Source organism: Candidatus Villigracilis vicinus (genome assembly GCF_016702885.1).
GTDB classification, from domain to species: domain Bacteria; phylum Chloroflexota; class Anaerolineae; order Anaerolineales; family Villigracilaceae; genus Villigracilis; species Villigracilis vicinus.
Map to the genome: position 1 here is coordinate 413,008 of NZ_JADJDD010000025.1, position 15,352 is coordinate 428,359.

The 15,352-nt window shown below is 48.3% G+C and carries 12 protein-coding genes; 3 read left to right on the top strand and 9 right to left on the bottom strand.

Features of this window, described 5'->3' with window-relative positions; all coding sequences use genetic code 11:
- Positions 1 to 124 precede the first annotated feature (124 nt).
- Both IPG80_RS17895 and IPG80_RS17900 read left to right on the top strand, forming a co-directional pair.
- A complete protein-coding gene (locus IPG80_RS17895; protein ID WP_345109766.1) occupies positions 125 to 688 on the top strand; it encodes a PadR family transcriptional regulator in 564 nt (187 codons plus the stop codon).
- A gap of 2 nt (positions 689 to 690) precedes the next feature.
- Positions 691 to 1,539, top strand: coding sequence for a CPBP family intramembrane glutamic endopeptidase (locus tag IPG80_RS17900; protein ID WP_345109769.1), 849 nt, complete (start codon positions 691 to 693; stop codon positions 1,537 to 1,539).
- Positions 1,540 to 1,608: 69 nt separating this feature from the next.
- On the opposite strand, the gene IPG80_RS17905 is transcribed toward IPG80_RS17900, so the two are convergent.
- From IPG80_RS17905 to IPG80_RS17915, 3 genes are read right to left on the bottom strand one after another with little or no spacing between them, the layout of a single operon-like run.
- Positions 1,609 to 3,336 (bottom strand): aldehyde ferredoxin oxidoreductase C-terminal domain-containing protein, encoded by a 1,728-nt coding sequence (locus IPG80_RS17905; RefSeq protein WP_345109771.1) that lies wholly within the window; start codon positions 3,334 to 3,336, stop codon positions 1,609 to 1,611.
- Between the two features lie 17 nt (positions 3,337 to 3,353).
- The gene (locus IPG80_RS17910) at positions 3,354 to 4,889 is read right to left on the bottom strand and encodes a hypothetical protein (RefSeq protein WP_345109774.1); all 1,536 of its coding nucleotides are present in this window, start codon (positions 4,887 to 4,889) and stop codon (positions 3,354 to 3,356) included.
- A gap of 26 nt (positions 4,890 to 4,915) precedes the next feature.
- The gene (locus IPG80_RS17915) at positions 4,916 to 6,274 is read right to left on the bottom strand and encodes an aspartate aminotransferase family protein (protein WP_345109777.1); all 1,359 of its coding nucleotides are present in this window, start codon (positions 6,272 to 6,274) and stop codon (positions 4,916 to 4,918) included.
- A 115-nt stretch (positions 6,275 to 6,389) separates the two neighbouring features.
- Between IPG80_RS17915 and IPG80_RS17920 the strand changes: the two genes are divergently transcribed.
- Positions 6,390 to 7,487 (top strand): AAA family ATPase, encoded by a 1,098-nt coding sequence (locus tag IPG80_RS17920; protein ID WP_345109780.1) that lies wholly within the window; start codon positions 6,390 to 6,392, stop codon positions 7,485 to 7,487.
- On the opposite strand, the gene IPG80_RS17925 is transcribed toward IPG80_RS17920, so the two are convergent.
- The 6 genes from IPG80_RS17925 to IPG80_RS17950 form a co-directional block, all read right to left on the bottom strand.
- The gene (locus tag IPG80_RS17925) at positions 7,484 to 8,728 is read right to left on the bottom strand and encodes an aminotransferase class III-fold pyridoxal phosphate-dependent enzyme (RefSeq protein WP_345110161.1); all 1,245 of its coding nucleotides are present in this window, start codon (positions 8,726 to 8,728) and stop codon (positions 7,484 to 7,486) included. The genes IPG80_RS17920 and IPG80_RS17925 overlap by 4 nt on opposite strands.
- Positions 8,729 to 8,862: 134 nt before the next feature.
- Entirely contained in the window at positions 8,863 to 10,770 is a 1,908-nt protein-coding gene (locus tag IPG80_RS17930) for an aldehyde ferredoxin oxidoreductase family protein (RefSeq protein WP_345109783.1), read from the bottom strand.
- A 284-nt stretch (positions 10,771 to 11,054) separates the two neighbouring features.
- Positions 11,055 to 12,263, bottom strand: coding sequence for a saccharopine dehydrogenase C-terminal domain-containing protein (locus IPG80_RS17935; protein WP_345109785.1), 1,209 nt, complete (start codon positions 12,261 to 12,263; stop codon positions 11,055 to 11,057).
- Positions 12,264 to 12,581: 318 nt separating this feature from the next.
- Positions 12,582 to 13,049, bottom strand: coding sequence for an Lrp/AsnC family transcriptional regulator (locus tag IPG80_RS17940; protein WP_345109788.1), 468 nt, complete (start codon positions 13,047 to 13,049; stop codon positions 12,582 to 12,584).
- 163 nt (positions 13,050 to 13,212) lie between these two features.
- Entirely contained in the window at positions 13,213 to 14,373 is a 1,161-nt protein-coding gene (locus tag IPG80_RS17945; RefSeq protein ID WP_345109790.1) for a spermidine/putrescine ABC transporter substrate-binding protein, read from the bottom strand.
- A 64-nt stretch (positions 14,374 to 14,437) separates the two neighbouring features.
- Complete coding sequence (locus IPG80_RS17950) at positions 14,438 to 15,334, bottom strand: ABC transporter permease (protein ID WP_345109793.1); 897 nt, start codon at positions 15,332 to 15,334, stop codon at positions 14,438 to 14,440.
- Between the last annotated feature and the right edge of the window lie 18 nt (positions 15,335 to 15,352).

Below are 15,352 nucleotides of genomic sequence, written 5' to 3' on the forward strand. Positions count from 1 at the left end.
AGCAAAAAAATGGTTTGAATCAAGCCCAAGTTGAGTTTTGAGGCGTTTAATCTCCTTGACACAAAAAAACAAATAAATTATAGTACGCATACTATAATACAAGTACTATATAATCTATACGCATATGTCACTTAAACACGCAATTCTCGGTTTTCTCTCTTTCAAACCCTTTTCGGGGTATGAACTTAAAAAAGCTTTTGATTCCTCTGTGCAGCATTTCTGGCCTGCCAACCAAAGCCAGATCTATCGCACACTCGCAGAATTGGAAGGTGGCGGTTTTGTAGAAAAAGAAGTGGTCGAGCGTGAAGAAAGGCTCGATATGAAAATTTATAACATCACCGAAACAGGGCGAACCGAACTTCACCAATGGCTTGCCACTCCCCTGCCCAAACGTGATGAACGAGAACCCTTCCTGATCCAGGTGTATTTCAGCGGGCAACTGAGCGACAAAGAGATCTTGTATATTTTCAGGAATAAACTAAAAGAAACAGAAGAGCGCTTGGCGGTTTATGAAAGCGTGCATCAAATGATCCAAAACACCCCGCAACGCATAACCGACCCGCGCATCGTCTTTTTCAGCGTTCTAACCCTCGAAGCAGGCTACGTAAATAATCAATCCATAGCAACATGGCTGCGTTCTGCCATTGAACGGATCGAGACAAAAAACTACAAGATCGACATAGGATAAAAATGAGTAGAACTATTCGCAATATCATGATCGTATCTGTCATCACTGTTGGCGGCGGCTGGCTTGGCATCTGGCTAAACAACGTCACCGGCAACACCATGCCGCCCTTACAAAGTTTGGGAGCATTGATCTGGCTGACAAGCCCCGCCCTTTCTGGCTTTGCTCTACGCACCTTTGGAGGGGACGGCTGGAAGGATTCTGGCTTTGGCTTTCATCTCCTCTCAAGCTGGAAGTGGTATCTGGCAGCTATCTTCATTTATCCGCTTGCGGCTCTTCTAACCTTTGGGCTGGGTACACTTCTCAATGTGATCTCCGCTGAGGGTTTTGCTGCACAAGGCTTTGGCGCCTACACATCGGCTGCAGCAATGATCTTCGTCGGTTCGTTGATGAAAAATTTTTTTGAGGAATTTGCCTGGCGCAGCTATCTCACCCCCCGGCTGGATGCAGCAAAGGTTCATCCGTTACTGAATCATTTCATCGTCAGCATTTTGTGGATGTCATGGCATCTACCTTACTACTATTACTACCTTGACCGTGCAGTGCTCGAAAGCGCCATAACGACCAGCATTCCCGTTTTTCTGGCTCTAGGTTATCTTGTGATGTTCCCCACGGCAATTTTATTTGGCGAGATCCGCTTGCTAAGTAAATCTACCTGGGCAGCATTTCTCCTCCACCAGGTGATCAATGCGCTCAGTATGCCATTGTTGATCAACGGCTTTATCAAAGTCAGTGGGCCTCTGGCACCGATACTCTCCCCTACAAATGAGGGCGTTATCGTTGCATTGTTATTTGGTATTGTTGGAGTAATGCTGATGAAGTATCGCCTGAAAGAAAAAACAAACCCCGCTTAAGTTACAAAATGCCTATTTTTACAAAAAGAGAAAGCTGCTTTCAGTGCAGCTTTCTCTTTTTATTTTGACCTATTCGAGCCCGTCGAAGATGTGGTCAAGCACATCTTCACTGACATCAAAGACCGAGCCATTTTCGGGTAAGGCTTCTTCCATCATCCACTTTGGGAGGCGGTCATCTTCCTTGGTAAATCCGGCACGTTTGTTAAACTCACGCTCCAGTTTGATGGTCTCCTTGCCAAGTGCCTGTAAAATATTATCAGGAACATCATCCCAGCCGTAACGCGCCTTAAGCAGGCGCTTCACCACGCCGTCGGGGGTGGCAGCATAACCGAAGCCAGCAAAAATGCAGGCTCCAATGGTATCGTACCCAGCCATATTCAACTGTGCGTTGAGCGAAGCGTCTTTTTGCTGGGTCGGATCCAGGTGATTAACCTGAGCACGAATGGTGAGTCCGCAGGTATGATCTGCACCTTGAGGCGTGGTGGCATACGTCACGCCTGTACCTTTAATGGAACGCGGCTCATACGCAGACATAACCTGTCCTTTTACTGCCGGGACACGCTCGATATTATATTTTTTACCAACGGCAACTGCACCATCGCCCAAGGTTCGCCCAAGCTCCGAGCCGCTGCGAATCTCATCGATCAATTTTAAGGCATCTTCTTCACTACCCCAGCGCATCAAGCCAGCTTCTGCCGCAACACCCAGGGAACCGCCTATTTCAATGGTATCCAAACCAAGGTCATTCACCTGCCAGTTCATTCGTCCGATCGAATCCAGGGAGTCGATATCGAGGTTCGTTCCCATCAACCCGACCGTCTCATATTCCAACGGAGAAACAATGACCTTGCCATCTTCCCCGCCAAAGACATTTGAGCATTTAATTGTACAGCCTGCCATACAGGCGTGCGCGGGTTCAGACGGTTTACCGCGTGCCAATAAAAATTCCCGCATGGTTTCGCCGCTGATCTTTTCCACATCATAAAAAGTACCGCGAGAAAAGTTATGGGTGGGCAGGGCAGCAAACCGCTGGGTCATTTGCGGCATGGCTTGTGTGCCATAATCCCGATACGTGATGGATTGGGGATGATTCATCACCGACTGGGTGTAATCCTTTTGGGCGATCTTGAATGCTTCGGTATCAACAATGGATGGTTTCTGCCCGCCAGCATGATCAAATACAATAGCTTTCAAGCCCTTCGATGCCATGACAGCGCCCAACCCGCCGCGAGCAGCGATACGAGAGGGAACTTTATCCTTATCCAAATTTTGAATACCAGCAGATTTCATGCGCATTTCACCGCCGGGACCGATCAACGAAATCGCCACCTTGTCGCCATATTTCTCAAGAAGTTTTGGAGCAGTTTCATATACCCCCAGCCCAGCCAGGTCATCTGCTTTTTCCCATTTTGCGCCGCTCAAAGAAAGGTGCAAAACCCAATATCCTTCCCGCTCTGGCACATCTTCGATGATCAACGCTTGAATACCCATGAACGCCATGTGATATCCGGTACGTCCGCCCGAATTGGCTTCTTTAATACCACCGGTAAGAGGTGACTTGCCACCAATTGAGAGGCGATCTGTAGAAGACAGCATATGCCCTACCAACAACCCAGGGGTAAAAATAAGTTTATTGCCGGGTCCGAGCGGGTCACATTTCGCATCTACTTCATCGACCATGATGCGTGCGATCAATCCGCGCCCGCCAAGGCGCTGCCATGTTTCAGGGACGGATTCGCGCGTCAATTTTTGCGAACGGGTATTGATCCGCCAAATTTGATTTTTGTGTTCGGTCATTCAGCTCTCCTGTGATTTTAAGGCGCGAGACAGTCCGCGCTCCAAAGAACATAAATTCCAATAACAGCCAGACGCTGGCATGCGCCGCTGGTCTCAAGTTCATACGCCAATGTTTTTTGATTTTTCTTGGTGATGAGAATGTCGCCAGCAGCCACATTCAATTCAAGATCTTTAAGGCACTGATAGGATTGCCCGTCTTTGCAGTAAGACACCTTTCCCTGCAGAATACGTTGTTGGTCATAGGTGCCTAGCCACTCGCTGCCCCATTTTGAAACAAAGGGCTCTCTTCTCAAAAAATATGGGAACCATTCAGCTTCTGATTGACCGGCAACGAACAAATACCTGGCATCTTCCGGTACATTTGCTTCAACAAAATCCGCCACATCGATCGCATTCTTGTTGAGAAAAAGGACAGATCCGAGGACTTCTTCCAAACCATATGCCGCCATTTGAGCGAATGAAAGGACAACACATACGACTAAAGCGATTCGAAGCCATAAAGACTTCAGTTTTTCCATCCCTATTGAAAAACCTATACCGGTGAGAAGAATGATCACCAAGACCAGGAAGCGCTCACTTTCCGGTGAAAGCAGGAACACCATAACAAATAAAACGACAGGGATGCCAAACTTCCGTTGGGTAAAAAGGTAGATGAGTGCTGCCGCAGAAAACACAAACCCCAATACGGGGAGCGGTGCTTCCGTAATCTTCACAGCCGCAAAGGATAAAAGCGCACCCAACCTTCCTTGAAGAAAAGTGTCCTGAAACGCATAATTATCGTGACTTGAAAATGCATTTGTAAAGACTTGGAAACCATATCGTGTGATCATCACAAACGCCCAGGGCGCCCCAACCAAAGCCGAGGTTAATAGAGTCAGCAGAGTTTTTTTCCAGGCGTTGATGTTGAATTCGATCAACCCAAAACAAACAACCCACAGCGCAAAAAACATGCCATAAAAAAGATGGGTCAAACCGGTCAAGCCAAGGAAAATACCTGTCAGAATAGCGAATGATCGATTTTCGCCTTCTTCAAGGGTACGGTAAAAACAATAGAAACCACAAAGCATCAGAAAAAATGCCAATCCCCGCACCATTCCCGCAGACCATGTGTGGTTCTGGAACAAGGTTGGCGAAAAAAGTAGAAGAGTTGTCGAGAATACTGCTGCCCAGAACGAAAATGTCATTCTCTCGACTAACAGAAAGAAGGGCACCAAAGCAAGCAGGCTGAACAATGGTGGAATAAAACGAAGATAGGTAAATATGGATACATCGAAAAGATCAACGATGACTGCCATCACATAGAAACCAAACGGCGGATATGCGAACGGGATCCCGCCTGGTCCATAATACGGCGTGGATTCGGGCAAAGCATACCCATTATCAGAGATCTGTTCTGCCATTAAGGTGTACATGCCAGAAAAGCCAAGCGGCAATTCAAACCGGAAAGCATTATAGAAAAGAAGAGCCGCACTGACCACGATCAAACAAATCAGTGAAATGACCTTCCACTTATCCAGTTTTTCAAAAAAAATACCAGGGTTAGCGAATGACATATCCAAACGAGCCTTATGACTCCACATCAAACGAAGAGACTCGCAACTGCCTCACGGAAGACTTTTGTGTGATGATCCACGTCGGCTTGGGAGGTTTCGGGGGAGATCAGAGCCATATTATGAAAGGGCGTCATCAAAATGCCGCGGTTCAGGGCATACAAGTGCATGTAGCGGTCCAATTCAGGGTCTACAGCGGCATGAGCTTCTCCGCCATTCTTCGGTGGGTTTGGTCTAAACCAATACTCCGAGCGGTTCCCCAATTGTTTGACGATCCATGGCAGGTTGAATTCTTTGATGACCGACTGCACACCTTCGGTAAATTTTTCCTGCAGGGCAGTTGCCTTGCTATAAAATTCTTCGGTCAAAACGTTTTGAAGCGTGGCTTTCATTGCAGCAATGGAAAGTGCGTTCCCAGCAAGCGTACCGCCGATGCCGCCAACATCTGCATCATCCAGAGCGAGTTTGTTGGTGAAGGCTTGGGAGACTTCTTCAGTAAAGCCATAAATGGCGGCGGGGACACCTCCAGCGAGGGGTTTGCCCAGGGTTAAGAAATCAGGCTGAAGACCGAAAGAGGCGGTGTATCCGCCGGGACCAGCACAAATGGTGTGAGTTTCATCAATAATAAGGTAGGTTCCATATTTACGCGTGATTGCACGCAACGCCTCGTGATAGCCGGGGTCGGGGTGAATGATGCCGATATTAGTCATGGCAGGTTCCGCCAGAACAGCAGCGACATCGCCCGCGGAAAGGGCAGTTTCAAGCGCAGCAATATCATTGAATTCGATGACCTTGGTGGTTTCACGCGGGTCAATTTGCGGACCCATATTATTGGGACGCGAAATGGGTGTACCTTCTTCATCGAGTGTAATAAAAGTCTCATCCACCGAACCATGATAACAGTAATTAAAGACCAGTACTTTAGGACGCCCCGTAATGAGGCGCGCCATACGCAGTACAAAACGATTTGCATCGGTGGCAGTAAGAGCAAACTGCCAATAGGGAAGTTTAAAGCGGCGTTGAAGTTCCTCCCCGACCCAAATGACATCTTCATACGGGAGCATTAGAGTAATGCCTTTTTGAATCTGCGCGTTGATCGCTTTTACCGTGGCTTCGGGAGCGTGCCCGGTCATGGCGCCGGTATCGCCAAGGCAGAAATCGATGTAGTCGTTGCCATCCACGTCGGTAAAGTGTGCGCCTCTGGCTTCTTTAACGAAAACCGGGAATGACCCCGCCCAACGGATCATCCACAACATGGGCACACCACCATGCAATGACTTACGCGCACGTTGATACAACTCATACGACCTGGGGTGATTTTTGTGGAAGAGTTCTTCTTCCTGCTTCAGGAGTTTCTCAAGTTTGGAACGGTCAATTGTATTGTTCATTTTTTTATTTTCTTTTTATTTAGGATTGTCAAATCTTTGAATCAACTGTATATTTCTATTTCAGCGGTATATCGGGAACGCCCCCATACCGTCTTTGGAGGATAAAAAATTACTTATGGAAAACCCAATCACCGGAACACTGTTCGACTCGCTAGACCAAAACAAACGCCTCAAGCCGTCTGCTTATTATTCGATATGCTTCGGCACTTTGCCGTCCAATGTGCGCCTCGCTCTGACTCTAGATCGTACCAAAGAAACCGTAGACACCCTGCTTGAGCAAATGGAGCTCGGAACCTTTGAATTCACCACAGTTTTCAAAAATTGGGTTACAGAAGATTTCCAAAATGCCAAACCCGACGACGATTATGTCTTTGAATACCTGTTCAAGAGTGAGATACAGCGCATGGTCATCCATTTCGTTGCGCGAGACACCTACACCATGGTTGACTTCTATTTCGATCAAGAGGAACCAAAAACCGAAGCCTGGGTCCTGGAGATCAATCACAAATTACGTTCAAAATTCGGCACGCCCAAACAACCCAAGTTCAAAGTACTGATGCATCAAGACGGCATGTTTGGCACGGAAGATGTCAACACCAGCGATTTTAAGTCGATCGAGATCGCCGAGTTATACAACGATGACTTCATTGAAGTGGACAAGGTCATCTCTGGCTTTATGGGCAAGAAAGAGTCAGGCATCGTTCTGCTACATGGCGAACCGGGAACCGGTAAGACGACCTACATCAAACATCTGCTTTGCAAGTTCACTGACCGGGAATTCATTTTCATTCAGAACGATTTTGTCAGCGACCTGCTCAAACCGACTTTTATTTCTTTCCTGCTTCAGAACAAGAACGCCGTACTGGTCATCGAAGATGCCGAGAAGGTTGTCGTCCCCCGCGACCACCACTCCGAATCCTCGGTGGTATCCACAATTTTACAACTAACTGATGGTCTGTTCAGTGACTTTCTGAACATCAAGATCATCTGCACGTTCAACACGGATATTGAACGCATCGACAAGGCTTTGCTCCGCAAAGGGCGCATGGTCGCCAAGTACAGCTTTGGCGCCTTGAGCCCCGAAAAAACAAAGATCCTTGCCCAGAAACTCGGGCACGCAAATGTGGAAGGCAGCCTCACGCTGGCTGAGATCTTCGGGTACGACAAGCTCGACTTCAAAGAGAAAAGCAAGCGCAAGATCGGCTTTGTTTAAGCCGATTCTTTGAGGGCTTCACCAAATATTTTCAGACCGTTGTTGATCTGCTCACTCGTCACATTTAACGGCGGGATCCAGCGCAGGGTATTGTCGTAGGTTCCGCAGGAGAGCAGGAGCAACCCCTTCTCTTCCGCCTTATGAATGATCTCTTTGACGAGCGGCTTGGCTTTCGCCTGGCTGCCGTTTACGATGAATTCGGTGCCAACCATCAATCCTTTGCCGCGCACATCACCGATCTGCGGATATTCTTCCTGCAGTTTGTGAAGCCCAGTCATCAACTGGACGCCGCGTTCAGATGCATTTTCGAGCATCTTCTCTTCGCGCATCGCACGGATGGTAGCAACTCCTGCCGCGCAGGCAACAGCATTGCCACCGTATGTCCCACCAATAGAACCGACATCGAGCTTCTTCATAATGTCAGTTCGGCTAAACACAGCAGAAAGCGGCATACCGGAAGCAATGCCCTTTGCAGCGGTGATGATATCAGGAACAACCCCGAAATGTTCGAGGGCAAACCATTTGCCAGTACGCCCAAAGCCAGATTGCACTTCGTCAAAGATCAACATGATACCGTGTTTGTCGCAGATATCACGCAGTCCTTTCATAAAGGATGTCGGCGGCAGAACGTATCCACCTTCGCCCAGCACAGACTCGATCAAGATGGCAGCTGTATCTCGCGGCGCTGTCTGCGAAGCAAGCAGATATTCCAATTGTTCCAACGCATACTGACTGGCTTGTTCTTCGGTCATCTTCATATTAAAGGCGTAGGGGAACGGCGAAACATACACCCCACCCAATAATGGAGCAAAACCCGTGCGATACCCCGTCTTGGATGTGGTTAATGCCATCGTGGCATGAGTTCGTCCGTGAAACGAGCCGTTGAAGACAATGACATTCGGTCTTCCAGTGGCGGCTTTCGCGATCTTAACCGCATTCTCCAGAGCTTCAGCACCGGAGTTGGCGAAGTAAAAACTATCGATCGAAGGCGGCACGATCTTGCGGATTTCTTCAATGAGTTGCAACATCGGCTTATGGATGACAAGATTTGCCTGCGCATGCAGGAACAGACCCGCTTGCTCGCGGATCGCTTCCACGACCTTCGGGTGACAATGACCGGTGTTGGTAACGCCGATGCCGCTGGTGAAATCCAGCAATTCTTTGCCATCATCGGTGTAGATATATGCACCTTCAGCACGATCTGCAACAAAATTGAAGATGCGGCTCCAGGCTGGAGTCATATGGGGGAAGTTATCTTGATAGAGTGTACTCATGGATTTCCTTCAAAGTGAATAGACAACCTGTAGTGCCCAAAAACGGGATGGAATGAAAAAATCACTCCATCCCGTTCATTATAAGGCTACATTATTAATAATTAGGCGGGTAGATACTCCGCTGCCCACTCGACATCATGCTTCTTTAATGTCTCAGGGGTGGGCACGCCGTTGTTCGTCCAGCCTGCCAGCTTGTAGTAGGTATCAAGCGCTGATTCAACTTCCTCGTGGGTCAGAGCGAAGCCCGCAGTGGGACCAGTTCCCTTTAATTCTTTGAAGAACTTCTTTGGGAGTTTATCCGCATTGCGCGCCAGACCTTCGCGGGCATTGAACACACGGAAGAGATCGAGGCGGCGGCGACCGACGGTCATCAATTCTTCAATGGTCAGATCCCAGCCAGTGACCGAATTGATCATGTTCACAGTGTCTTTGCCATCGTAAAGCGTCCAAGTGGGACCATAAACAAACTGACAGAGTTCCGCTGAGTCGAGCATCGAGTAGAAGACCTCGGTTTCATACGCAAAGCGGACTTTTTCTTCGGTGAGTGAATAGGCAGGCTGTGGCGAGCCCAGACCGATCTGCTTGAGGCGGTCGAGGTTGAAGTCACCCACGCCTTCTTCGTAGTACGGGTCATGCTCTGAGGATTGGTGATCAGCACCAAAGGGATTGACCGCGTAAATGAGCGCCAAGGAACGCTTGGCTTGGGGCATGTGAGCAGGAGCCTCAGCACCTTTCACAGTGATAAGGCATTCATCCGCACCGTTACCCCATTTGGCAGCCGCACGTTCAGAACCCATGCCGAGGGTTTTACCAAACTCGCCTTCGCCCTTCACCAGCATATAAAGCGCTTTGATCATCGCATCTGCATTGCCGAATTTGAGATCGAGCCCTGCGGTTTGTTCCCTGGTAATGATGCCCTTTTCGTAGCATTCCATCGCGAAAGCGATCGTTGCGCCTGCTGCGATCGTATCAACGACGTATTCATTGCAAATTTGGTTGGCAAGTGAAACAGCAGCAAGATCATCCACGCCGCAGTAGGAACCAAATGTACCAAGGGTTTCGTATTCGGGTCCACCATAACGCGGATCTACCTTATACGCACCATCTTTGATCTCCACGACACGCTTACACTTGACCACGCAGGCATAGCAGGTATCACGTTCCTTGAGAACGGTCTCAGCCATTTTCTCGCCGCTGATCGGTTCGCAACCCTCGAACTGCCCTTCGTTATAGTTACGGGTCGGCAAGGTACCGATGGTATTGTTAAACAAAACCACCACCGCTGTACCAAACTTCGCAAGCCCATCCATATCGCCGTTTTCCGGCAACGCCTTGGGACCTGTGCGATTCAACTCGGTTAACGCTTTTTGATTCGAGAGTTTCATCTTGCCGGTTCCACGAACAACTACCGCCTTGAGATTCTTGGAAGCCATCACCAAGCCCATGCCAGTGCGTCCATTATGGCGGTTGGACATTGAAACCAACGAAGAATATAAAACGCCATTCTCTGCGCCAATGCCATGCTGAAGGATCTCTGCTTTCGGATCCACTTCTTTGTGAATGATATCGTCCACTTCACCTGAAAGTTTACCCAGCAAGTGGGCGGCATCACGCAATTCATATTTTCCATCAATAATACAAAGATACACGGGCTTGGCAGATTTCCCCTTCACCACAATGCCATCTAAGCCAGCAAATTTCAATTCAGCCGGGAAGAACCCGCCGCTTTGCGAGTCGCCGATACCGCCGCTGATGGGCGATTTGGCATTCGCATTCAAACGACTCTGTCCAGAGATGGCAGCACCAGTCGTCACACCTGTAAATAACGTCAAAACGTTTTCAGGACCAAGCGGGTCAGCACCCTGTGGCATATCGCGCAGAATGTAATGCATTCCCATTGCGCTTCCACCAAGATACTTGCGATAAAAAGCCTCATTCGGCTCTTCCACCGTCAGCGAACCTTTCGTCAGATCAACGTGCAAAATCTTTCCGTTATAACCGTTTGGCATGACATCCTCCGAATGAATATAATCAAATTATAACGAATTGGCGGGACTTTCCACAAACAGATTTTTCCGAAAGCGACAGCCACATACGTTCAATTAAGTTTTTTCCTACATTGAAAACATCGCATCCCCCTAAACCTACAATGGATCAGCCACTTCAGGAATTATTCTCCTCCGCAGCATTAGCATAACAAAAGCAGTAGAACGTGAAGCGCCAAGTCAAAGGTAAATTAAATACTAGATGGGATGCTTTATTGGCGCATCCCATCTAGTGCATTCCATATTGATTAGGCGGTCATTTCTTTAATCCCGTATGGGAAGCCATAATCTGCCATTTTTTCCATAAAGACGGTTGGTTCAAAGGCTTCTGGTCCCAACACACCTGCACCAGTCCATTGTCCATGTTCCACCAAGTCCATGGCAATAACAGCTGAGAAAGCGGTCTGCGCCACCACTGCCTGACATCCCCACGCCTGCATGCACTGCTGATTATCCGCGACCTGATACAGATACACCTGCCGTGGTTTGCCGTCCTTGATGCCTTTTACCCAAGTCCCGGCACAAGTCTTACCATGCATCTTTTCACCGAGATGAGCAGGGTCGGGCAAACAGGCAGCCACTACATCACGGGGAGCAACCTGCACGCCTTTAACATTGATCTTATTTTTATTATCCAAACCAAGCATATGCAAGGTTTTCAGCACATCAATAAATTGATCACCAAGCCCGTATTTGAAAGTGGCGCGCTTGGTCTTCACCCAGCGTGGAACCAACAGCACTTCCTCATGCTCCACATTAACGACCTCAACAGGTCCGATCTCGGGGAAGTCGAAAACTTCCGGCTCAGAAAATGGCGGGGTGGTAAACCAGCCTTTGCCTTCCTCCCAGATCACTGGCGGATTGAGGCATTCCTCGATGGTCGTCCAAATGGAGAAGTTCGGGGCAAATTCGTATCCATCAATGGTGATGTTGGCGCCGTCACGGATACCCACTTCTTCAATCTCGTCAAAAAGATGGTCCTGGGCATAACGCGCAAAGACATCCGCCATCCCCGGCTCCACCCCGAAACCAACGAGAGCAAGTAACCCTTTCTTTTCCCAGTCTTTGGCTTTTTCGAATTGATAATCGCCAAGCTTTATACCCGGCTTGTTGAACGGGTCTGTGGGATGAGGTTCGGAAAGCGTCATCGCCATGTCCATATATTTTGCGCCGACATTGTAAGCGGCATCGAAGATCTGTTTGTTAAAGATCGGGTCAACTGAATTCATGATCAAGTCGACCTGATATTTCTTCGCCAAATCTTCTATGCTTTGCTGGTTGCTGGCGTCAATGAATTCAACTGGAAAGCGCCTGGTATCCCCCATTTTTTTCTGCACTTCCTCGGCACGCTTGACGTTGTAATCTGCCAGCACCATTAATTCCATCCACTTGCGCGGCTTGGCAATGGCTGCAATGGCTTCCCCAACTCCGCCTACTCCTACCAACAATACTTTCATGAGATTTAATTCTCCATTTAGTTTTATAACCCGCATCAACGGGTTAGATTGATGAAAAAAGAATCCCGCCGCAAACATGCGACGGGATAGACTGTGACTACCGGTAACGATTATTTACGTCAGCTTGATTCCCTGGAAATACGGAAATCATCAGTGAAGTCATGTACATCTTCACGAATGCATCCCCCACAGTCTTCAGTGCGCGAACAAGGGCTTTCATAGTACCTTTCAAATGGCTCTGCGTACCGGGTCACTCCCGGGGCAGACAAGTTTTGGAAGCTGCAGCAGGCACGAGGTCCGTACTGAAGCGTATTCCCGTTAGAAGTAGATCTCTTTGATAATCTTCAAGTAGATAAAAGACTCGGTCTCTCGAACTCCATCCACTTTGGCAAGTTTTTCGGTCATGAAGTTCAACATATCTTCATGATCGCTGCAAAAGACCTCGATCATCAGGTCGTACCTGCCGCTGGTGGCAACGATATAAACGACCTCATCGAACTTCGCGATCTTGCTTGCCACATCCATCATTTTTCGCCCGTCGGTGCGGATGCCGATCATGGACATGGTACGCTTGCCCATCATTAATGGGTTGGTAACGGCTACAACTTTTAAATAGCCTAGATCCACAAGGCGGTTGTAACGCTGACGAATCATCCCTGGTGAGACATTCAGTTGTTCAGCAAGTTGGGCAAATGCCACTCGCCCATCCGCTCGAAGTGCGTTTATAATATGAAGGTCAATGTCATCGAGGCGGTCGGGGTGCTTATTGCCGATATTGCTTTCCATAAGCGTATTTTATAACGATTATTCATTATTGTCAATGTTTTTTTGATTATTATTCATTAATAACAGTATTTTAATGAATAATAATCATCTCAGCACTAATTGATATAAAAAAGACCCCGGCGGGTATACCCGCCGGGGTCTTTTTTATATATTACCAATGCGGCTAATTACCGCCTTTGACCTCAACCCAGATGTTATCGTAAAGCGGGGTAGCTTCGCCTACATCTTCGATACCAAAGCCCTTTGAGATGGCTTCAGCAGGCGGGTTTGTGATCGGAGAATCCGCATAAGCGGAGTACACATCCGGCTGATTCTCTTTGGCGTATTCGAGAGCAGCCTGATTCGGGTTGGTGTATTGGAAATCACGGATGGTCAGCCAGAAGACATCGCCCTGCATGGTGTAGCTCAACCATGCATACGCAGCATCGACGTGGGATGCATCCTTCAGCATAACCCAGTTATCCTGCCAAAGAACGGGACCTTCTTCAGGATAGATATACTGGATGTCAGGATTTTCCTGATTCGCAATGAAGGCCTCACCAGTCCAGGTCATACCTAGATCAACATCACCAGCGATCAAAGCAGTCTTGGGGCTGTCGCTATCAAATAACTTGATATTAGGCACCAATTCAGCTAGTTTATTTTGGGCTTCTTCAAGTTGAGCAGGATCAGTGGTGTTGGGGTCATATCCGAGGGTAACCAGAGTAAGACCGATCGTAGCGCGGGAGTCATCAAGGAATACCATGCGTCCGGCGTATTCGGGATTCCACAGGTCAGCCCAGGATGTGGGAACATTTTCAACGGTTGCGGTGTTGACAATAATCGCATCAGTACCGGCGAGGTAGGGAAGCGAATACTTGTTACCGGGGTCGAACGGCTGATCCATCCAGTTCGGGTCAAAGTTGCCAATATTCGGCAGTTTTGAATGATCCAATTCCTGGAGCAATTCCTGGCGGATCATGAGCGGAACGATATAGTCAGTAGGCTGAACGAGATCGTAAGCGGTGCCCCCCGCAGAGACCTTCGCATACATTTCCTCATTGGAAGAGTATTCGTCACGGTTCAGGGTAATGCCATACACCATTTCGAAACAATCCAGCATATCCTGCGGGAAGTATTCCGTCCACACAAAGATGTTCAATTCGGTCGACGTCACATCGACACGCGGATTGGGTTCCGGGCATTCAAACCCAGATGAGGTTGTCTTGGGTCCATCACTGGCAGGTTCTGCCGAAGTATCCCCACCGCCTCCACCGCAGGCGGTCAGCACAACGCTGAGTACCACCAGGACGGCAAGGGCATTGAAAAGCGATTTTCTTAACATTTTTCTCTCCTTTTATTTATATCGGCGACGTACGAAAAATCAACTTCGCACGGTATACCCAGGTTTAATGAGCAGGTTTGCTCTCACGGCTTTGCAGCCACTGAAGCAACAACACAGCGATAAAGACTGTCAGGATCCACACTGTTGAAAGTGCGTTGACCTGCGGAGTAATGATCCTTCTCAACAAACCATACACATAAATAGGCAGGGTCGTGGAGCCTGGTCCATTTGTAAAGAAGGTAATGACAAAATCATCCAACGAAAGGGTAAAAGCCAGCAGCGCACCCGAGAGCACACCAGGAAGAATGGTTGGAAAGGTCACACGCCAAAATGTGATCCACTCATTGGCGCCCAGATCCATTGCGGCTTCTTCAAAAGATCTGTCAAATCCCTGTAACCGAGCCTGCACCACCAGAGTCACGAATGGAACCATGAATGCAATATGACTTACCGTCACTGTGCCGATGCCAAGGGAAAGGCGTGCATCTCCGGTCAAGTGCAAAGCGTCATTTAACCAACCAAAGGTCTGACTGAAAAGAGTCAGAATACCAATACCCATGACGATCTCAGGGATAACAATTGGGATGTAAAGAGCCAGTTGGGAAAACGGCTTAATCTTAAAGTCGTAACGCTGCAACGCAAGAGCCGCCATCGTACCAATGATCGTGGCGATGATTGTAGATGTAAAAGCGATGGTCAAAGTATTCCCAGCCGCCTCGATAACATCATCATTCTTCGATAAGTCACAATACCAATGAAAAGGGCCGCAGGGGCTGGACTTTACCAGACTGCCATCCATTTGAACACGGTCACTGAAAGTTGTAATAAAGCCTTCAAATTTCACATTTGCACGTGAAGCGTTAAAGGAATACAAGATCAACATCACGATCGGCGCATACAGAAAAAAGTACACGAAAGCTGCAGCGGCGATCACGCCAGGAGAACGACGATGTGGGTTCATTCTTCACACTCCATGATA